The sequence below is a fragment of the Alphaproteobacteria bacterium US3C007 genome (assembly GCA_034423775.1).
Lineage (GTDB): Bacteria > Pseudomonadota > Alphaproteobacteria > Rhodobacterales > Rhodobacteraceae > Thalassovivens > Thalassovivens spotae.
This window is the reverse complement of the sequence record CP139918.1, coordinates 1,270,416-1,289,279: the sequence shown is the minus strand read 5'-3', so window position 1 is coordinate 1,289,279 and position 18,864 is coordinate 1,270,416. Positions and strand designations below refer to the sequence as shown.

The window sequence follows — 18,864 nt, the reverse complement described above, 5'->3', positions numbered from 1 at the left end:
ACGGCCATGTTTACTATAGCTGCCCTTTATCATTTTACCCGATTTGACGATCCGGCCAGCTTGCGCGCACCGCTGCAATCTGCCTGCGAAACCTTGCACATCACGGGCTCACTTTTGCTTGCCGCAGAAGGGATTAATGGCACCGTTGCCGGAAGCGCGTCCAATGTTGCAACGCTTTTAAAAACCTTGCGCGCGCTGCCCGGTTGCGCAGCCTTAGAGCATAAGGAAAGCACCGCAACTCTGCCGCCTTTTCCCCGGATGAAAGTAAAGCTTAAAAAAGAAATCGTCACCATGGGCAAGCCAGATGTGAACCCTCAGGCACAGGTTGGCCATTATGTAGATCCAGCGCAGTGGAATGAATTGATCAGCGCCCCCGATGTGGCGGTGATTGATACGCGCAATGATTATGAAGTTGCCATTGGCAGCTTTGAAGGGGCTATTGATCCGCAAACACGCTCGTTCCGCGACTTCCCCAACTGGTGGGAGGCCAATAAAGAACGGTTTCACAACAAACGCATTGCGATGTTTTGTACCGGTGGTATCCGCTGCGAAAAATCAACCAATTACCTGCTCGGGCAAGGCGTTGAGGATGTCTATCACCTCAAAGGCGGCATCCTGAAATATCTTGAAGACGTGCCAGAAGAAAATAGCAAATGGCAGGGCGATTGCTTTGTGTTTGATGCCCGCGTATCGGTGCAGCACGGGCTTGCCGAGGGGCCCCATCAGCTGTGCTATGCCTGCCGGCGGCCGATCTTGCCCAACGATAAAAAGCGCCCAGAATATGAGCATGGGGTCGCTTGCCACCACTGCTCAGCTCAAACCAGCGAGGCCGATAAAAACCGTTTTCGCGAGCGTCAAAAGCAAATTCACCTCGCCCGCACACGCGGTGAGACGCATATGCTGGGATATGACGGCAGCTAAAGCCGCAACGCCAATTTGGTCTAAATCGCATGCTGTTGGCAGCCGCGTGCGGCTGGGACGAAGACCCCCCTGCAAATATGGTGAAAAACCGCCGTAAAAGCCGTTGCCTTTCTGTGCAAATCAGCCGAAATTAGTGGCTAAATTAGGCAAAGGAACCGTTTTCATGGGTAATATATTGGCAATTGATCAAGGCACCACCTCCAGCAGGGCAATCGTGTTTGATCAGGCAATGACGCCCATTTCTGATGCACAAGAAGAATTCGAGCAGCATTTTCCGCAAAGTGGCTGGGTAGAGCACGCGCCTCAAGATCTCTGGGATACGACAATGCGCACCTGCCGCGCCGCGCTCTCAAACGCCGATCTTAATGCGCGCGATATCGCAGCTATTGGGATTACGAATCAACGTGAAACCACCGTGGTGTGGGATCGCCATACCGGCGAAGCCATTCACAAAGCCATCGTTTGGCAGGATCGGCGCACCGCAACGCTCTGCGCGACGTTGCGCGCTGAGGGTCATGAAGCCTTGGTCACCGCGCAAACCGGCTTGCTGCTGGATCCCTATTTTTCGGGCACCAAGCTGAAATGGATTTTAGAGAATGTTGAGGGCGCAAAAGCAAAAGCCAAGGCCGGTGATTTGCTGTTTGGCACGGTTGACAGCTATTTGATCTGGCGCTTAACGGGCGGTGCAGCGCATGTGACGGATGCCACAAATGCTGCACGCACGATGCTCTATGATATCCATAAAGGTGCTTGGAGCACAGAGATCTGCGCCCTCTTGGATATTCCCGTGCAGATGTTGCCAAAAGTACTGAACAGCGCCGATCATTTTGGCGAGACCACGCCGGATCTGTTTGGCAGCGCGATTCCTATTTTAGGCGTTGCAGGCGATCAGCAAGCGGCCACGGTTGGGCAGGCATGCTTTCAGCCTGGGATGCTGAAATCAACCTATGGCACAGGATGTTTTGCGCTTTTGAACACGGGCGATACGCCTGTAACATCCAGCAACCGTTTGCTAACCACGATTGCCTATCAGTTAAACGGCAAACCCACTTATGCGCTTGAAGGGTCCATTTTTATCGCCGGCGCCGTGGTGCAATGGCTGCGCGATGGCCTAAAAATAATAACCAATGCCCCGCAAACGCAAACTCTGGCAGAAACGGCTGATCCTGGCCAAGATTTGGTTTTGGTCCCTGCTTTTACAGGGCTGGGCGCGCCCTATTGGAACGCCGAATGCCGCGGCGCGATCTATGGGTTAAGCCGCAATTCTGGCCCCGCAGAATTCGCCAAAGCCGCCCTAGAAAGCGTTGGGTTTCAAACCCGGGATTTGCTAGAGGCGATGCAGGCGGATTGGCCCGGCGATGCTGCAAAGGCCGTGTTGCGCGTGGATGGGGGGATGTCTGCCAGCAATTGGACCATGCAGTTTTTAGCCGATATTATCGGCGCTGCGGTGGATCGACCAGAGGTTTTGGAAACCACGGCGCTGGGCGCTGCTTGGCTTGCCGGCATGCAGGCCGGAATTTACCCATCCCAAGAGGCGTTTTCAAAAACATGGGCTCTGCAACGCCGCTTTGAACCAGCTATGGACGCAGCCGCGCAAAGGGCCAAATATAGCCGTTGGAAAAACGCGGTTCAGGCGACGCTCAGCGTTTAAGCCCGCCGCTTAAATACCACAATCAACGATCGCCTTAGCCAAGATCGGCACGGTTTTTTGATTGAGGCCAGCGATATTCAAACGGCTGTCACCCACCATGTAAATCGCGTGTTCCTCGCGCAGCCGGGCCACTTTATCCGGGGTGGTTCCCAAACGCGAAAACATCCCACGATGCTGGGCTAAAAACCCAAACCGATCAGAGCCCGACAGGCGCTGAAGCTCTTCGGATAACTGTTCGCGCAGCCCCAACATCGACAAGCGCACCTCTTCCAATTCGGCGGCCCAATCCGCGCGTAGATCAGGATCGCTCAGGACCATGGTCACCAACCTTGCGCCATGATCCGGCGGGAATGAAAAATTTTGCCGATTCAAATAGGCAAGCGTGCCCTGATTGAGCCCCCGCGCCGCTAGATCTTGTGAAACCACCATCAACAGACCCGTGCGCTCACGATAAATCCCGAAGTTTTTTGAACAACTGGCGGCAATGATCGTTTCTGGCACCGATTGCACCAAAAGGCGCGTGCCAGCGGCATCCTCTTCAAGGCCATCACCAAAGCCTTGATACGCGATATCCACCATTGGCGTGGCGCCGGTTTTATGCAGCAGATCGATCACCGCCTGCCATTGCACCGCGTTCAAATTTGCCCCTGTCGGGTTGTGGCAACAGCCATGCAGCAAAATCACATCCCCCGGTTTGGCCGCCGAAAGATCTTGCAACATGGCTTCAAAATCTACGCCGCGCGTCTCACCATCAAAATACCGGTAAGGCACCACCGGCATGCCAAGGAATTTTAGAATAGACAAATGGTTTGGCCATGTCGGGTCTGACACAAAAATGCGCGCCTCAGGATGCGCCATTTTGATCAGTTCAAAAGCCTGTCTGACAGCACCTGTGCCCCCCGGGGTTGCGGCCGCAGCCACGCTGGCTCTTGGCACCGCATCACCCAGCACCAGATCAACCATCACGTCGGAAAAGCGTGGATCCCCCAACAGACCAACGTAAGATTTCGTTGTTTCTTGCTGCCACAGCTGATGCTCTGCGGTTTTAACCGCCCGCATCACAGGCGTGATCCCTTCGGCATTTTTATAAACGCCAACACCAAGATCAATTTTTTGATCGCGTGGATCTTCTTTATACGCCTGCACCAATGCCAGAATTTTATCTGCCGGTTGTACTACGAGATCTTGAAACATTATGTCTTTCCTGTGGCTATGGGCAAGGTTGGAAACATGCCCCATTCGGTCCAGCTGCCGTCATATAGGGAATGGTCGGTTTTGCCCATACGGGTCAATCCTAAACTGAGAATTGCGGCCGTCACGCCCGAACCGCAGCTGGTAATCACTGGTTTGTCCAAATCGACACCGGCTTCCAAAAAAACCTGACGCATTTCATCCGGCGATTTCATCGTATCATCTGCCTTCAACAAATCTTTGTAGAACACATTTTTTGATCCTGGAATATGACCGGCGCGTAAACCGGGACGGGGCTCGGGATCTTTTCCGTAAAACCGGCCCGGCGAGCGCGCATCCACGATCTCAGACTCTCCCAGTTTTGAAGCCGCCGAAACTTGCGTGACATCCTTGACCATTTGGTTTTGGCGCCGCACCATCATGTGGCGGTCGCGCAGAATAGGCGGCAAATCTTCCACCGGATGGCCCTCTGCCTGCCATTTGGGAAAACCGCCATCCAGCACGGCAATATCCATTTGGCCCATCAATTTAAACAACCACCACACCCGCGGCGCGGAAAACAACCCAGAGCCGTCGTAAACAACAATTTGATGCCCATCGCCTACGCCAATTGCGCGCATCCGCGACATGAATTTTTCCACCGGCGGAACCATATGCGGCAAATCCGAGCGATGGTCGCTAACATCATCAAGATCAAAGAAACGCGCGCCCGGAATATGCGCCGCCTGATATTCGGCAAAGGGGTCGCGCTTAGAACCGGGCAAATACCACGACGCATCCAAAACCCTTAAATCAGGATCTTTTAAATGCGCGGCCAGCCATTGCGTTGAGACAAGGGTTTTAGGGTCATCGCGGGTCATTATAAACCTCACTTATTGCTTTTGTTTTTGCCTACTACTGTCTCTATACAGGGGCAAGAGCGGGTTCGGCAATTGTCGCTTTTATAATCGACCGATTGCTCAGGAAGCCGCTACTCGCTATGGCGCAACAAACGCTGTTTTTGTCGCCCCCAATCCCGTTTGGCCTGATCGGCGCGCTTGTCATGATTCTTTTTGCCTTTGGCGATGCCAATTTTCAGCTTCACTTTGCCGCGATGGTTAAAATACATCACCAAAGGCACCAAAGTCAGACCCTTGCGCTGCGTATCGGCCCAGAGCCGTGCCAGCTCTTTGCGGCTGACCAGCAATTTGCGCCGCCGCCGCTCTTCATGTCCAAAGGTCTTGGCTTGCTCATAAGGGGCAATATAAGAATTCACCAACCACAACTCTCCGGCATCCACGCCGGCATAGCTTTCGGCAATATTGGCACTGTTCACCCGCAGTGATTTCACCTCAGAGCCCAAAAGCATCACACCGCATTCCAAATCATCTTCAATCGCATAATCAAAACGCGCGCGGCGGTTTTCAGAGATCACTTTATAATTTGGGTCAGATTTGGAATTTGCCATGGCATGGGCAGATACACGGCCACAGCTTCTGTGTCTATGGGCTGGTGCCCAAACTGTCCAAAATCATGGTGCCCTATCGCGCATGGGCTGTTTGCACCAGCAGGAAAAAACTAGACCTTGAACCGTTTATCGGCAAGATAGATATACGCAGCTGACACCCGCCAGCCCCTTGCAAACCAGAGAGATACGCAGCATGAAAGATGATAATTTTCTGAAAGAAAATAACGCCCGCCATTTATGGCACCCGATGGGCCATCCGGGCGATTCGTTGGAAACGCCACCGCGTATCATCACCGGGGCGGAGGGCGTTTATGTGCATGATATTGACGGGCATTCCGCGATTGATGCCGTTGGAGGCTTATGGTGCGTTAATCTGGGATATTCCAACAACCCGATCAAAGACGCGATCGCCAAACAGCTTTACGATCTACCCTATTCCTCAAATTTTGCCGGCTCAACCAACCCATGCGCGATTGAGGCCTCACTGGCGGTGCGCAATATGTTTGCCGAAGATGGGATGGCGCGGGTCTTTTTCACCTCGGGCGGCTCTGACTCAGTAGAAACCGCGCTGCGCCTATCGCGCCAATATCACCGATTGCGCAACGAACCCACCCGTACCAAATTCCTTTCGTTGAAAAAAGGGTATCACGGCACGCATTTTGGGGGCGCCTCGGTCAATGGCAATAACCGCTTTCGGATCAATTACGAACCACTGATGCCGGGCTGCTTTCATCTGCCCAGCCCTTATACTTATCGCAATCCCTTTGATGAAACGGATCCAGCAGCTTTGGCGCAGAAAATCGCCGCCAGTTTTGAGGATGAAATCCTTTTCCAAGGCGCGCAAACCATCGCCGCCTTCATTATGGAGCCAATCCAAGGCGCTGGCGGTGTGATTGTGCCGGATGCCTCATTCATGAAGCTGATGCGCGGCATTTGTGACAAATATGGAATTTTGATGATTTCAGATGAGGTGATTACCGGCTTTGGCCGTACCGGCGATTGGTCGGGTGCACGCCATTGGGGCGTAAAGCCTGATATGATGTGCTTGGCCAAAGGCATTACCAGCGCCTATTTTCCCGTAGGCGCTGCATTGATGAGCGAAAAGGTCGCCGAGGTGTTCGAAAAGGACACCACGGGCGAGGCGGGTATTTATCATGGTTATACTTATTCAGCGCATCCAGTCGGGGCCGCAGCCGTGGTGGCCTGCCTGCAAGAAACCCTGCGTCTTGATACAAAAACCAACGCGGCAGCGCGCGGCACTCAATTGTTTGAAGGGGTGAAAAAGCTCGCCGATAAATACGATATTATTGGCGATATACGCGGCGGCGAAGGGTTGATGATCGGACTTGAAATCGTTAGCGATAAAGCGACCAAAACACCGATGGATGGTGTAACGATGGCGCGGCTGCATCAAGCCACATTTGAGGCCGGCGCATTGGTGCGTTTAGGCATGCATAATGTGCTAATGTCTCCCCCTTTGGTGATTACAGAGGCAGAGGTGGATGGCATTCTCACGGCTCTAGACCGAGGCTTTGCCAATGTATAATTTAACCGCGCGGGCTTGCGGTCGGGTTCAGGATTTTTTCAAACTGACCCGGTTGCAACTCCCCCAACTGCCAAGGTCCAATCTGCGCCCGGATTAAGCGCAGCGTCGGAAAGCCCAGCGCAGCAGTCATTCGGCGTACTTGACGGTTTCGCCCTTCGCGCAGACTTACCTCCAACCACGCCTCCGGCACCGTTTTGCGAAACCGAACCGGCGGGGTTCTTGGCCAAAGATCAGCCGGCGGGTCGATCAAGCGCGCCTGTGCAGGCAAAGTCTTTCCGTCTTTCAGCAGGATGCCTTGTTCAAACCGCTCAAGATCTGATTGCTGCGGCGCCCCTTCCACTTGCACCCAATAGGTTTTGGTCATTTTATGTTTCGGGTTGGAAATCCGCGCCTGCAACTTGCCATCATCGGTCAAAATCAGCAAACCTTCGCTATCCCGATCAAGCCGCCCCGCAGGATAGACAAACGGGATATCGATAAAGGCTGACAGCGTCTTTCGATCGCTGCCCGCGCTGCCCTTATCGGTAAATTGCGACAGCACATTATAAGGTTTGTTGAATAAAACGATCACAAGGTCAATCCTCGCGCGGGGCGTATCTCGCCAGTCTGCAGCCCGCTCCAATTGACAATCGGCGCATGCATACGGTTCAGCGTTGCAGGATGTGCGGGCGGTAAAGCCCCCAAAGCGCAGAGCAGGGCCGCAATCGCGCATTCACTGGCGCGGGTGCTGCCATCCAATATTTTCACCGCGATGCCAAAGCGCTTTTGGGGAATAATGGCAACGAAAACCCCTTCGGCGCCAGTTTTGACCACCGTGCCGCCCTGCATCGCTTGCATCAATTCGGTGCAGGCGCGGCCCTCACCCGCCACCAAATCCGGATTCAGCGCCATCGCGCGGCGCAATCGCAAAGCCGCCTGTGAAGCGCCATCTATGCGCGCCTCAGCGCTGGCGAACCAAGCCATTGCCCGCGCCAATCCAAGCAATGAAGTGGCAAAATTGGGCGCAGAACATCCATCAATCGCATGCCCCGGGCTGGCGGCATCTGTCACCTGCTCAAAAGCTTCTAAGCAGGCGCGCTGTACCGGATGCGCAATGTCAGTATAGGCTTCATCGCCTTTTAAAAACTGACCCAGCGTTAAAAATCCGGTATGTTTTCCCGAGCAATTATTATGAATTTGGCAGGGCGCTTCCTGCGCCGCTTGCACGCGCCGTTTTTCACCCCGGTCCCGGGGGGGCTGGGCGCCGCATCGCAAAGCTGTTTGATCATACCCCAATGCCTGTAACCAGGCGCTGACCCGGCTGGTATGGATTTGTCCGCCTTGATGCGACGCGCAAGCCAGCGCCAAATCTTGCTCTGAGAGCCCATAGTGATCGCCCGCGCCTGAGCTGAGCAAGGGCAGGGCTTGAATCATTTTGGCAGAAGAGCGCGGCAAAATAACCGCGTCAGGATCCCCCCATGATTTTACAATTTGTCCGGTTTCATCACAGATCACAGCGTGGCCCAGATGTAGGCTTTCCAAAAATGATCCGCGCCAGATTTCACATAAAGCTTCAGGGGCTTGCATTCTTCTCTCCAGATAGTGATTTTTTCAGCAAAATCTTGCCAAGAGGGCTTTCGCTAAAACACAGTTTAAGGCTAATGTGGTTTTGTCGAGAATGTAATGGGATTTTCCCGTAAATGGTCATAAAGCACCATAGAACCTATAGGCCGGCGCTACCGGCTTATGACGGAGGCAAAAAATGAAGAGCCTGTTAAGAACCGCAGTGTTGGCCACCAGCCTTTTGGGCTTTGCTGGTGCAGGTTGGACAGCCGAGGGTAAGGCAACCCGCGTCTCAGAACATGGAGATTGGGCTGTGTTTGTGGATAAAAGCCCAAAAGAGTGTTGGAGCGTGTCGCTTCCCAAGAAAAGCGTCAACACGCGCGGCGGTCGGACCGTTTCGGTAAAACGCAGTGATATTTTATTATTTGTATTCTTCAGCCCAGCAGGAAAAGTATCCGAACAGGTGACATTCACCGGGGGATATCCTTTCGCAGAGGACAAAGCGATCAAGCTGAAAGTGGATGATAAGTCGTTCAAATTGTCACTGATCCAAGGCGAATGGGCCTGGGCCGGCTCTTCTGAAGAGGATGTAAAACTGGTCAAAGCCATGAAAGCGGGGGGCACGGCAACGTTAACAGCAGTGTCCAAACGCGGCACCCAGACCGTTGATACGTTTTCGCTAAAAGGCTTTACCGCCGCCAGCGACGCGGCAAAAAAGAACTGCAGCGGATAATTTCCAAAACCCCGGCCTTTGCCTAACCGTATAAATAGGCTATGCGGGCCGGGAAACTGTTGGAAAGTTATAGCTGATGTCGGTCAACGCTCCGATCACCCAAGACGTATTGACCCTGCCCCGCAAGCTGCCAGAGGGCCCGATAAATTTGATCGGGCTCACCCGCGCCGCCTTGCGCGAGGCATTGATTGCGCAAGGCACGCCGGATAAACAGGCCAAAATGCGCGCCGGGCAGATTTGGCAATGGATTTACGCCAAAGGCTGCCGTGATTTTTCGCAAATGACCAATCTGTCAAAAGACTATCGCGCCAAACTCGCCGAAACCTTCGTGCTTGAAGTGCCCGAAGTGATCACGCGGCAGATCTCAAGCGATGGCACGCGCAAATATCTGGTGCGCATTGCTGGCGGGCATGAAGTAGAGATCGTTTATATTCCCGAAGAAGATCGCGGCACGCTGTGCATTAGCAGCCAAGTGGGCTGCACGCTCACCTGCTCTTTCTGCCATACTGGCACGCAAAAGCTGGTGCGCAATCTATCCGCAGGAGAAATCATTGGCCAAGTCTTGGTGGCCCGCGATGATCTGGGCGAATGGCCCGAACCGGGCGAGCCACCAAACCCTGTGCGCCTTCTGTCCAATATTGTACTGATGGGCATGGGTGAACCGCTGTATAATTTTGACAATGTGCGCGATGCGATGAAGATCGCGATGGACCCCGAGGGCATTTGCCTATCGCGGCGCCGGATCACGCTGTCAACATCCGGCGTTGTGCCCGAAATTGCCAAAACCGCTGAAGAAATCGGCTGTCTGCTGGCAGTGTCTTTTCACGCCACGACCGATGAGGTACGCGATAAATTGGTGCCGATCAACAAAAAATGGAATATCGAAACGTTGCTCAGCGAATTGCGCGCCTATCCGAAACTGTCCAATTCAGAGCGCATCACTTTTGAATACGTGATGCTAAAGGGCGTGAATGACAGCGATGCCGATGCCCGCCGATTGCTAAGGCTGATCAAAGGTATTCCGGCGAAGATCAACCTGATCCCGTTTAACGAATGGCCCGGCGCGCCCTATCAACGCTCGGACCGCGCGCGGATCAAAGCGTTTTCGGATATTATTTTCAATGCCGGCTACGCCAGCCCGATCCGGCGCCCGCGTGGCGAGGATATTATGGCGGCCTGTGGGCAGTTGAAATCGGCCACCGAGCGGGCCCGCAAAAGCCGCAAAGAGATCGCCGCAGAAACCGGATTATGAATGGGTTGCGCCCTGCAAAGCCCGCTTTTCAATAAGATATCGGTATAGCGTGGTCAGAATGCTGCCACCATATAGGGTGAGGATCCAAGTTTGCAGCAGAAATGCCGAAATACACCAGCACTTCAAAACCAGCTAACAGTAATATCTGGGCCTCTAACTCGCTGGTCGGTCGCCAAGCTTCGCGCAAGCGCATATCTTTGCCAATGGCAGCGGCAGGCAGGTACAGGCTGATCCGATGCGCAAGCCAAATAAAACAAACAGATTTTATAAGCCAAACAAGCCATAAAAGGGGATTAAGCGCTATGATCATGGTGGGATCTTGCAGGTCCATCATCACGAGGGCTAGTAAGTCATGGAAACCCTCCGAGCCTTGCAGATTGATAAAATTGCGGATGAAAATGAGTAAAATAAATGTCCCGGCGATAAAGATAAGCATAATTTTTTGGGCTTTGATACTGTAAGGTCAGAAGACTGAGCGATTAAAAATAGGCCCTTCACCGCCCAGCATCATAAAGCGGTGCCAATGGATCGCGATCACTGCCAGTAAGAAACAGCTAAAAATAATAAAAACCAAACTAAGGTCTAAAAAGCTGCCAAGCCCCATTCCATCAGGGGTAGTAGTTATAAAACCCGGCTGTAATAACAAAAATGAGCCAGTCAACATCCAGCTAACCAAAGGATACACCAGCGCATAAAAAGCAAAAACCGGCGCGGTCGGTCGCAAAATTACCGAATAATAACAAAATTGACGACGTAAATAATCGAAGCCCCAACCGACCAGATACACCTTTGAACGAAAGCCCAAAGCCCAGCAGCGCTGCTCTCCAAAACAACTTTGGAAAGATTAGGCTTTTAGCCCAAACGACGCTTGCGCGCGGCAAGTAGCTTCAAGCGCAGCGCATTCAACTGAATAAACCCGGCCGCATCGCTTTGATCATAGGCACCGGCATCCTCTTCAAAGGTCACATGCGCCTCAGAATAAAGCGAGTGTTCTGACCAACGGCCAACCGTGCGCACCGAGCCTTTGTAAAGCTTTAGACGCACCGTTCCAGTGACATGTTCTTGGCTTTTATCAATCAAAGCCTGCAGCATTTCACGCTCGGGGCTGTACCAAAACCCGTTATAAATCAGCTCGGCATATTTGGGCATCAGCTCATCTTTTAAATGCGCCGCACCGCGATCCAGGGTGATCTGCTCAATGCCGCGATGCGCTTCCAGCAAAATTGTACCGCCCGGGGTTTCGTAAATGCCGCGCGATTTCATGCCAACAAAGCGCCCTTCGACCAGATCCAACCGGCCAATGCCATGCGCGCCGCCCAGCGCATTCAACTGAGTGAGCAGCTGCGCTGGCGAGAGCGTTTCGCCATTAATCGACACTGCATCGCCCCCCTCAAAGCCGATTTCAACAAATTCGGGTTTATCGGGCGCATCTTCAGGATTGACCGTCCGCTGATACACGTAATCCGGGGCATCCAAGGCGGGATCTTCCAAAACCTTGCCCTCCGATGAGGTGTGCAGCAGGTTGGCATCCACGCTAAAGGGCGCCTCACCGCGCTTGTCTTTAGCGATGGGGATTTGGTTCTCTTCGGCAAAGGCGATCAATTTTGTGCGGCTTGATAAATCCCATTCCCGCCAGGGCGCGATCACTTTGATATCAGGGTTCAGCGCATAGGCTGCCAATTCAAAGCGCACCTGATCATTGCCCTTGCCGGTTGCGCCATGCGACACCGCATCGGCGCCCGTGGCTGCGGCAATTTCAACCAAGCGTTTGGAAATCAGCGGGCGCGCAATGGACGTGCCCAGCAAATACAGCCCCTCATACAGCGCATTGGCGCGAAACATCGGAAACACGAAATCACGTACGAATTCCTCGCGCAGATCCTCGATAAAAATATTTTCCGGAGCGATCCCCAAAAGCTCGGCCTTTTTGCGCGCCGGATCCAACTCTTCACCTTGCCCCAAATCAGCCGTGAACGTCACCACTTCGCAGCCATATTCGGCCTGCAACCATTTCAAAATGATCGAGGTATCGAGGCCACCGGAATAGGCCAATACAACTTTTTTGGGCGCACTCATAGCATAGTCCTTTGCGGTTTTGATCGGGGCGATATCGGGTTTTGACGAAAGGAGCAAGAGAGCCTTGGGCTTGCGCATACGCAAAATCTGCCGCAAGACTAACAAATGACCGATTTTCAATCTCTTGCCCGCGCCGCCGAAGGCGAAATGCGCCACGTGTTTGCCGAAACACCGCTGCAAAAAAACGAACATCTCTCAGCTATATTTGACGCCGATATTTGGCTGAAACGCGAAGACCTTTCTCCGGTGCGCTCTTACAAGCTGCGCGGCGCGTTCAATGCGATGCGCAAACGCCCAGACCAACGCAATTTCGTTTGCGCCAGCGCGGGAAATCATGCGCAGGGCGTGGCCTATATGTGCCGGCATTTTGACGTGACCGGCACGATTTTCATGCCCGTCACAACACCGCAGCAAAAAATCCAGAAAACAAAGATATTTGGCGGCGAAAACGTGTCAATTCAATTGGTGGGCGATTATTTTGACGATTGTTTGAACGCCGCGCAAAATTTCTGTCAAGAGCAAGGCGCGCATTTTCTATCACCCTTTGATGATGCCGATGTGATCGAGGGGCAAGCCTCTGTGGCCGTAGAAATCGAACGGCAATTGGGCAGCACCCCGGATCATATTATCCTGCCTGTGGGCGGGGGCGGCTTATCCTCGGGGATGCTCAGCTATTTTGGTACCTCAAGCCAGTTTACTTTGGTCGAGCCTTTAGGTGGAGCCTGCCTTTGGGCCGCTTTGATCGCGGGCAAACCAGTCAAGCTAGACAAGGTGGATACGTTTGCCGATGGCGCCGCGGTGGGCCAAATCGGCCAGCGCACGTTTGAGTGCTTAAAAAGTATCGGTTTGGCCAATGTGCTGCGGATTCCCGAAGATCGGATCTGTATCACCATGCTTGAAATGCTGAATATCGAAGGCATTGTATTAGAACCAGCCGGCGCGTTGGCCATCGACGCGCTGCAAGATCTCGGTCAAATGATCCGTGGTCGCAAAGTGGTTTGCGTCTCTTCGGGAGGTAATTTTGATTTTGAACGACTGCCAGAGGTGAAAGAGCGCGCGCAGCGCTTTGCAGGCGTTAAAAAATACTTGATTCTAAGAATGCCGCAGCGCCCCGGTGCGTTGAAGGAGTTTTTGAATTTACTAGGCCCAGATGATGATATCACACGTTTTGAATATTTGAAAAAATCTGCGCGAAATTTTGGATCAATATTGATCGGATTGGAAACCAAAAACACCGATGGTTTTGAAGCTTTTTTTGCCAGCCTCGAGGCCGCTGGCTATACATATTCTGACATAACAAATGATGAAACACTGGCTCAATTTGTAATTTAAACTTGAACCTACAATGTCATATTCTGAAAATAGACCGCCTTGGCCCTTTCATAAGAGCGCCGCAATCGTTCGAAATAGGGCCGAATTTTTTCGACAGATAAGCCCGTTTCCATCGTAAAGAAATCAGGCTCACATAATCGAGCCAGTTCAAAAAAGCCCAAATTCAACGCACTACCACGAATGAAATGTAATAGATCGCGGATCTCATCCGGCTCTGTAAGGTCAAAAGATCCCGGTAAACTGCTGTCAATTTCTTCAAAAAACAACGCCACCACATCGGCAAAGTCTTTGTGCCCCACCTCTCGGCGCAGGTCTTCGATACGCTCCCAATCTATCATGAATTCACTCCCGTCCCGGCGTTATGGTTCAGCAAAACATTGAATCAGAGATGAATATCTAAAATTTTAAAATGCTTAATTTTAGGTTTTTACAGCCGGTTAAGTGCTGGGGTTTTACAACCCGCCCAACACAAGGGACGCTTGCATTGTATCAGCCATATCCAAAGCTTGAAACCAGCAAACCGCCACCCGTTTTGCGCGCGATCAAAACCGTGCTGATCGTTGATGACAGCGCTGTGCAAAGGCGCATCGTTGCAGGTTTTCTAACCAGCTGGGGACTTCACAGCCTGCAAGCCAGCAACGCCAAGGCGGCAATTAGCTTATTTAAAAAACACCGTCCCAATATCATTCTAAGCGATTGGATGATGCCAGAAATCAACGGCCTCGATTTGTGTTACACGCTGCGCCAAATCACCCCAGACCGATATATTTATTTTATTTTGCTTACCTCGCGCTCCACCAAAGCCGAGATGCTGTACGCCTTTCAACATGGCGCTGATGATTTTCTTAGTAAGCCGATTGCGGCGATCGAACTTCACGCCCGCGTCACGGCAGCGGCCCGGCTTCTTGACACGCAGCGGAAGTTAAAAGTCAAAAACCGACAGGTAAAAGCGGCGCTGCGCAAAACCCAAGCTTTAAATAACGCCATGGATAAAGATCTGATCGCCGCGCAGCAGCTTCAAACCGCGCTTATCCATAACAGGCATCGCAGCTTTGGTCGGTTTGACTTCACAGCCCTGGTGGAAAATGCAGGCCGTGTTGGAGGGGATTTGGCAAGGTTTTTTGCCATAGGGGCAACGCATATAGGGTTTTATAATGCCGATGTTTCGGGGCATGATATCAGCGCAGCAATGCTGACAGTGCGCATTGCAGGTTTTTTTTCAGCTGAAGCTTTCGGCCAAAATATCGCGGTAAAACGCCTTGAAACAGGGCAAATCTGCCCGCGCCAACCGCATGATATTTTACAAAGCATAAATCAAATCATGCTCAAAGATCTTACGACCGATCATTACTTGACCATGATATCGGGACTGCTGGATTTAACCTCCGGGCGCCTTTGTTTTGCCCAAGCTGGTCACCCTTATCCAATTTTACACGCAAAAGAGGGCACGTTTCACCATATTGGCTGTGACAGCCTGCCAATCGGCATTTCGCAAACGGCACGCTTTCAAGATCATCACTTGCAGCTGGCTTTGGGCGAGCGCCTGATCCTTTATTCGGACGGGTTTAGCGATGGTGCCTATGGCCAAAATACCGCGCGTGGAAAAGAAGGGTTACAGCCGCTCTTTGCCCGCGTTCAACATCTGCATGGGCCCGCTCTCACCCATAGTATTTTAAAAAATATACACGCCGCCTGCGATCAAACACCGCTGGTAGATGACCTGTCGGCGTTGATCATCACGCATCGCGCCGCAGGCGCATCTGGGCCTGAAACATCTGCGTAAAAGCCCGATCTCCGGGATTCGCCAAAAGCTCAAACGCCTCTTCGATTGGTATTAAGTGATCCTCATGGCCAGCCTCGGTTGGATCGCCAAGGCGCAACACAGGATCTGCGCGATAAACCAAACATAGTTTTTCAGCCCAGAGGTCATATTCAGGCATAAAAACGAACCGTCGAAAGGCGCCAATATGGCGCGGCCGGGCGATTTTCCAACCGGTTTCTTCCATCACTTCACGGTGCAGCGCGGTGATCGGATGCTCACCTGGGTCAATACCGCCGCCCGGCAATTGAAATTCGGGCTCAGGCTCTGCCTGATGGGTCAGTAAAAGCGCATCGCCATAAGGCAAAATCGCATAAACCCCACGCCGGATCTGATAGCGGCGATCCATTTGCGGGGTTTCTCCATAGCGTCTTATCATTCCAAGCTCCTTTTGGTCCAAACCCTCGGCTGCTTGCCCAGTCTTACGAGACAGGATATGGCTCCGCAAGAAAGATAAGGAATGCCTATGAAAAGTGGATCGCAAATTGCGTGGGACGACACTGTCCTACCCTTTCAACTTGATGCCTGTGACATGCGGGGCCGGATAGCGCGCCTTGATGGCGTTTTGGATGGCGTCCTACAGCAACATAATTATCCGCCCGTGGTCGAGGCATTGGTGTCTGAAATGGCGCTGCTGACAGCTTTAATCGGGGAAAGTATAAAGTTGCGCTGGAAGCTTTCATTGCAAGTGCAATCCAAAGGCGCTGTGCGCATGATCGCTACCGATTATTACGGCCCCGAAACCGAAGGCGCGCCAGCGCGGATGCGCGCCTATGCCAGCTTTGATGAAGCGCGGCTAACCGACGGACCAATTTTCGACCAAATTGGCGAAGGCTATTTTGCGATTTTGATCGATCAAGGCGCAGATATGGCGCCGTATCAAGGCATAACCCCGCTGGTGGGTGGCTCTCTTTCCGCCTGTGCAGAGGCCTATTTTGCGCAATCAGAGCAGCTGCCAACCACGTTTAAGCTCTGCTATGGAAAATCGCGGGCCCCCGATCAGCCCGCGCAGTGGCGCGCAGGGGGTATTATGCTACAACATATGCCCAAATCCAGCCTTGAGCCTGCGATCGACGAGGGCGGATCGGGCGATGGCGGTGTGTTAATGGCCAATGATATTATAGATGCCGATGACAGCGATAACTGGAACCGCATGAACATTTTGTTAAACACCGTCGAAGAGCTGGAAATGATTGGGCCAGTGATCCAACCCTCGCAATTGCTGCTGCGGTTGTTTCATGAAGATCAGCCAAGAGTGTTCGACGCCCAAGCCGTGCGCTTTGGATGCACCTGCTCGCAAGAGCGGGTGCGCCAATCCCTATCGATTTATTCGGCAAAAGATATTGCCAGCATGACCAGAGAAGACGGTCTGGTAACCGCAGATTGTCAATTTTGCGGCGCACATTATCAGTTAGACCCAACCAGCGTAGGGTTTCAGGCGGAGCCCGATGACAGTGCCCCCGCATGAGCTGCGCGCACGCTTACTGACAGCAACAGAGCGTTCGCTGGCCGCCTCTTCGGATTTTGATCTGAACCCCGTATCAAAGGAAAAGCGCACCGCATCCCTGCGCGACGCGGCCGTGTTGATTGGTGTGTATAGCAGCGTTGATGGACCCTGTGTCTTGCTGACCCGCCGCGCCGCGCATTTAAAGCATCACCCGAATCAAGTTGCTTTCCCCGGTGGTAAAGTCGAAGCAAAAGATGCCCATATTCACGCCGCCGCGCTGCGCGAAGCGCAAGAAGAGGTTGGGCTCAATCCTCAAAATATCGAGGTATTGGGCAGTTTGGCACCACATGAAACGGTCACCGGCTTTTCCGTCACGCCCGTAATCGGGCTTATTTCCAGCCCGTTTACGCCGCAGATCGATCCCTGCGAAGTGGCCGAGGCCTTTTGGGTCCCGCTGGCGCATCTGACGCAGGTGGAAAACTTTTCGATCCATCAGCGGCGCTGGCAATCGCAAACGCGAAAATACTATGCTATTCCGTTCGGTCCGTATTATATATGGGGTGCAACGGCGCGTATTCTTCGGGGGTTGGCAGACCGGTTGGTATGAATATCATTCAGGCAGACTGGCTCAAAAAGCCTGGTGTGGAAAAAATTACACGGCTGTTAAGCGACGCTGGGTTCGAGATTTATTTTGTCGGTGGCTGCGTGCGCAACAGCCTGCTCAACAGGCCCGTCGACGATATTGATCTGGCCAGCAACGCCCGGCCCGATCAAATTCAAAATTTGGCGCGCGCCGCCAAGCTAAAAACCATTCCAACCGGCATCGAACATGGCACCATCACGGTGATTAGCGAGGGTACGCCCTATGAAATCACCACGTTTCGCCAAGATATTGAAACCGACGGCCGCCGCGCCACAATTCAATATGCCGATAGCCTTAAAAGCGATGCAACGCGGCGTGATTTTACGATGAATGCGCTTTACGCCGATGCAAGCGGCAAGATCTACGATCCGCTGAATGGGCTTGCTGATCTGAAAGCGGGGCATCTGCGCTTTATCGAGAATGCCGAGCGGCGGATTACCGAAGATTACCTGCGTATTTTACGGTTCTTTAGGTTCTCGGCCTGGTATGCCGATCCAGATTTGGGCTTCGATCCTGATGCTCTGGCCGCGATTGCAACCCAGGGCGATGGCTTATTGGGGCTTTCTAAAGAACGCATAACCAAAGAACTGTTAAAATTGCTGGCTGCCCCAAGCCCCGCCCCCGCGGTGGCCGCGATGCGCATCACCGGAGTGCTGCAGCATGTTTTGCCCGGATCTGATGATAAAGCCCTTGCACCATTGGTTTACTTTGAAAGCCTCTATGAGGCTCCGATTGACCCGCTTCGGCGGCTTGCTGCGCTGGGCGGGGGGCAGGTTGAAGCCCATCTGCGCCTAAGCAAAGCCCAAAGCAAAACCCTGAAACTGTTGAAAACCCATATAGAGGCGATGACAAAAGCGGGCGAATTGGCCTATCGGTGCAAGGCGCCGATTGCTTTGGATGTTTTACTGCTGCGCGCCGCGCTTTTTGAAACGCCGGTCTCAGAGCCTGACTTGAGCGCGGTACAAACCGGTGCCAGCGCGCAATTTCCAATAACCGCCGAAGATCTGATGCCCCTTTACACTGGCTCAGCGCTTGGCAAAAAACTACGCGCCTTGGAACAGATCTGGATCACCTCTGGGTTCCAGCTGGATAAGACGGCGTTGCTGCGCACATTGGATGTTAAATAGTGGGCCTGATACTTTAGGGCTATTTTCACCGATAAAATTATATTGACGCCCCTGATAAACAGCTTAGCTCAGGACAACGGGGCGCTTTTAACAATTTTGAAGCTTGGTTCGAGCGAAATAGGCGCATATTCTAAAAG

The 18,864-nt window shown here is 52.8% G+C and carries 20 protein-coding genes; 10 read left to right on the top strand and 10 right to left on the bottom strand.

The genetic code is table 11. The features are described from left to right. The first annotated feature begins 6 nt into the window (after window positions 1-6). Window positions 7-921: a rhodanese-related sulfurtransferase gene (locus tag UM181_06230; GenBank protein WQC64197.1), complete on the top strand. Its 915-nt coding sequence runs from the start codon at window positions 7-9 to the stop codon at window positions 919-921. A gap of 163 nt (window positions 922-1,084) precedes the next feature. After that, a complete protein-coding gene (glpK, locus tag UM181_06225) occupies window positions 1,085-2,572 on the top strand; it encodes a glycerol kinase GlpK (GenBank protein ID WQC64196.1) in 1,488 nt (495 codons plus the stop codon). Window positions 2,573-2,581: 9 nt separating this feature from the next. Here glpK and UM181_06220 read toward each other — a convergent pair whose 3' ends face one another. From UM181_06220 to smpB, 3 genes are all read right to left on the bottom strand, one after another. Further along, the gene (locus UM181_06220) at window positions 2,582-3,766 is read right to left on the bottom strand and encodes an amino acid aminotransferase (protein ID WQC64195.1); all 1,185 of its coding nucleotides are present in this window, start codon (window positions 3,764-3,766) and stop codon (window positions 2,582-2,584) included. Then, on the bottom strand, window positions 3,766-4,623 hold the full coding sequence (gene sseA, locus UM181_06215) for a 3-mercaptopyruvate sulfurtransferase (GenBank protein ID WQC64710.1): 858 nt from the start codon (window positions 4,621-4,623) through the stop codon (window positions 3,766-3,768). The genes UM181_06220 and sseA overlap by 1 nt, the downstream gene beginning before the upstream one ends. A gap of 110 nt (window positions 4,624-4,733) precedes the next feature. Further along, on the bottom strand, window positions 4,734-5,210 hold the full coding sequence (gene smpB / locus UM181_06210) for an SsrA-binding protein SmpB (protein ID WQC64194.1): 477 nt from the start codon (window positions 5,208-5,210) through the stop codon (window positions 4,734-4,736). 193 nt (window positions 5,211-5,403) lie between these two features. Here smpB and UM181_06205 point away from each other — a divergent pair, with 193 nt between their 5' ends. Continuing rightward, window positions 5,404-6,756, top strand: coding sequence for an aminotransferase class III-fold pyridoxal phosphate-dependent enzyme (locus tag UM181_06205; GenBank protein WQC64193.1), 1,353 nt, complete (start codon window positions 5,404-5,406; stop codon window positions 6,754-6,756). Window position 6,757: 1 nt separating this feature from the next. On the opposite strand, the gene UM181_06200 is transcribed toward UM181_06205, so the two are convergent. Further along, window positions 6,758-7,327 carry a pseudouridine synthase gene (locus UM181_06200; GenBank protein ID WQC64192.1) on the bottom strand — a complete coding sequence of 190 codons (570 nt, stop codon included), beginning with the start codon at window positions 7,325-7,327 and terminating at the stop codon, window positions 6,758-6,760. Next, complete coding sequence (locus UM181_06195) at window positions 7,324-8,322, bottom strand: asparaginase (protein WQC64191.1); 999 nt, start codon at window positions 8,320-8,322, stop codon at window positions 7,324-7,326. Before UM181_06195 ends, UM181_06200 begins: the two co-directional genes overlap by 4 nt. Before the next feature lie 175 nt (window positions 8,323-8,497). On the opposite strand from UM181_06195, the gene UM181_06190 reads away from it, so the two are divergent. Then, entirely contained in the window at window positions 8,498-9,031 is a 534-nt protein-coding gene (locus tag UM181_06190) for an invasion associated locus B family protein (GenBank protein WQC64190.1), read from the top strand. Between the two features lie 76 nt (window positions 9,032-9,107). Continuing rightward, on the top strand, window positions 9,108-10,283 hold the full coding sequence (gene rlmN / locus UM181_06185; GenBank protein WQC64189.1) for a 23S rRNA (adenine(2503)-C(2))-methyltransferase RlmN: 1,176 nt from the start codon (window positions 9,108-9,110) through the stop codon (window positions 10,281-10,283). 28 nt (window positions 10,284-10,311) lie between these two features. Here rlmN and UM181_06180 read toward each other — a convergent pair whose 3' ends face one another. Genes UM181_06180 through UM181_06170 form a run of 3 tightly spaced genes read right to left on the bottom strand, consistent with a single transcriptional unit; the run spans window position 10,312 to window position 12,359 of the window. Then, window positions 10,312-10,719: a hypothetical protein gene (locus UM181_06180; GenBank protein WQC64188.1), complete on the bottom strand. Its 408-nt coding sequence runs from the start codon at window positions 10,717-10,719 to the stop codon at window positions 10,312-10,314. 27 nt (window positions 10,720-10,746) lie between these two features. Beyond that, window positions 10,747-11,088 carry a hypothetical protein gene (locus tag UM181_06175; GenBank protein ID WQC64187.1) on the bottom strand — a complete coding sequence of 114 codons (342 nt, stop codon included), beginning with the start codon at window positions 11,086-11,088 and terminating at the stop codon, window positions 10,747-10,749. A 47-nt stretch (window positions 11,089-11,135) separates the two neighbouring features. Continuing rightward, window positions 11,136-12,359 (bottom strand): argininosuccinate synthase, encoded by a 1,224-nt coding sequence (locus UM181_06170; protein ID WQC64186.1) that lies wholly within the window; start codon window positions 12,357-12,359, stop codon window positions 11,136-11,138. A 105-nt stretch (window positions 12,360-12,464) separates the two neighbouring features. Between UM181_06170 and ilvA the strand changes: the two genes are divergently transcribed. Then, window positions 12,465-13,691, top strand: a complete 1,227-nt coding sequence (gene ilvA / locus UM181_06165; protein WQC64185.1) for a threonine ammonia-lyase IlvA — start codon at window positions 12,465-12,467, stop codon at window positions 13,689-13,691. 8 nt (window positions 13,692-13,699) lie between these two features. Here ilvA and UM181_06160 read toward each other — a convergent pair whose 3' ends face one another. Then, a complete protein-coding gene (locus UM181_06160; GenBank protein WQC64184.1) occupies window positions 13,700-14,029 on the bottom strand; it encodes an Hpt domain-containing protein in 330 nt (109 codons plus the stop codon). Window positions 14,030-14,175: 146 nt separating this feature from the next. Here UM181_06160 and UM181_06155 point away from each other — a divergent pair, with 146 nt between their 5' ends. Continuing rightward, window positions 14,176-15,474, top strand: a complete 1,299-nt coding sequence (locus tag UM181_06155; GenBank protein ID WQC64183.1) for a SpoIIE family protein phosphatase — start codon at window positions 14,176-14,178, stop codon at window positions 15,472-15,474. Here the strand turns inward: UM181_06155 and UM181_06150 are convergent. Further along, window positions 15,428-15,889, bottom strand: coding sequence for an NUDIX hydrolase (locus UM181_06150; GenBank protein ID WQC64182.1), 462 nt, complete (start codon window positions 15,887-15,889; stop codon window positions 15,428-15,430). The genes UM181_06155 and UM181_06150 overlap by 47 nt on opposite strands. An 87-nt stretch (window positions 15,890-15,976) precedes the next feature. Here UM181_06150 and UM181_06145 point away from each other — a divergent pair, with 87 nt between their 5' ends. Genes UM181_06145 through UM181_06135 form a run of 3 tightly spaced genes read left to right on the top strand, consistent with a single transcriptional unit; the run spans window position 15,977 to window position 18,727 of the window. Then, window positions 15,977-16,978, top strand: coding sequence for an Hsp33 family molecular chaperone HslO (locus UM181_06145; GenBank protein WQC64181.1), 1,002 nt, complete (start codon window positions 15,977-15,979; stop codon window positions 16,976-16,978). Then, window positions 16,959-17,564 (top strand): CoA pyrophosphatase, encoded by a 606-nt coding sequence (locus UM181_06140; GenBank protein WQC64180.1) that lies wholly within the window; start codon window positions 16,959-16,961, stop codon window positions 17,562-17,564. Before UM181_06145 ends, UM181_06140 begins: the two co-directional genes overlap by 20 nt. Next, window positions 17,561-18,727 carry a CCA tRNA nucleotidyltransferase gene (locus tag UM181_06135; protein WQC64179.1) on the top strand — a complete coding sequence of 389 codons (1,167 nt, stop codon included), beginning with the start codon at window positions 17,561-17,563 and terminating at the stop codon, window positions 18,725-18,727. The genes UM181_06140 and UM181_06135 overlap by 4 nt, the downstream gene beginning before the upstream one ends. Window positions 18,728-18,864 lie beyond the last annotated feature (137 nt).

What these genes read in the sequence shown, in the direction of transcription:
- rlmN (WQC64189.1), top strand. Translation starts at nt 9,108, where the DNA reads ATGTCGGTCAACGCTCCGATCACCCAAGACGTATTGACCCTGCCCCGC.
- UM181_06230 (WQC64197.1), top strand. Translation starts at nt 7, where the DNA reads ATGTTTACTATAGCTGCCCTTTATCATTTTACCCGATTTGACGATCCG.
- UM181_06150 (WQC64182.1), bottom strand. Translation starts at nt 15,889, where the DNA reads ATGATAAGACGCTATGGAGAAACCCCGCAAATGGATCGCCGCTATCAG.
- UM181_06170 (WQC64186.1), bottom strand. Translation starts at nt 12,359, where the DNA reads ATGAGTGCGCCCAAAAAAGTTGTATTGGCCTATTCCGGTGGCCTCGAT.
- UM181_06135 (WQC64179.1), top strand. Translation starts at nt 17,561, where the DNA reads ATGAATATCATTCAGGCAGACTGGCTCAAAAAGCCTGGTGTGGAAAAA.
- UM181_06205 (WQC64193.1), top strand. Translation starts at nt 5,404, where the DNA reads ATGAAAGATGATAATTTTCTGAAAGAAAATAACGCCCGCCATTTATGG.
- UM181_06145 (WQC64181.1), top strand. Translation starts at nt 15,977, where the DNA reads ATGAAAAGTGGATCGCAAATTGCGTGGGACGACACTGTCCTACCCTTT.
- UM181_06190 (WQC64190.1), top strand. Translation starts at nt 8,498, where the DNA reads ATGAAGAGCCTGTTAAGAACCGCAGTGTTGGCCACCAGCCTTTTGGGC.
- sseA (WQC64710.1), bottom strand. Translation starts at nt 4,623, where the DNA reads ATGACCCGCGATGACCCTAAAACCCTTGTCTCAACGCAATGGCTGGCC.
- UM181_06220 (WQC64195.1), bottom strand. Translation starts at nt 3,766, where the DNA reads ATGTTTCAAGATCTCGTAGTACAACCGGCAGATAAAATTCTGGCATTG.
- UM181_06180 (WQC64188.1), bottom strand. Translation starts at nt 10,719, where the DNA reads ATGCTTATCTTTATCGCCGGGACATTTATTTTACTCATTTTCATCCGC.
- UM181_06160 (WQC64184.1), bottom strand. Translation starts at nt 14,029, where the DNA reads ATGATAGATTGGGAGCGTATCGAAGACCTGCGCCGAGAGGTGGGGCAC.
- UM181_06140 (WQC64180.1), top strand. Translation starts at nt 16,959, where the DNA reads ATGACAGTGCCCCCGCATGAGCTGCGCGCACGCTTACTGACAGCAACA.
- ilvA (WQC64185.1), top strand. Translation starts at nt 12,465, where the DNA reads ATGACCGATTTTCAATCTCTTGCCCGCGCCGCCGAAGGCGAAATGCGC.
- UM181_06195 (WQC64191.1), bottom strand. Translation starts at nt 8,322, where the DNA reads ATGCAAGCCCCTGAAGCTTTATGTGAAATCTGGCGCGGATCATTTTTG.
- glpK (WQC64196.1), top strand. Translation starts at nt 1,085, where the DNA reads ATGGGTAATATATTGGCAATTGATCAAGGCACCACCTCCAGCAGGGCA.
- smpB (WQC64194.1), bottom strand. Translation starts at nt 5,210, where the DNA reads ATGGCAAATTCCAAATCTGACCCAAATTATAAAGTGATCTCTGAAAAC.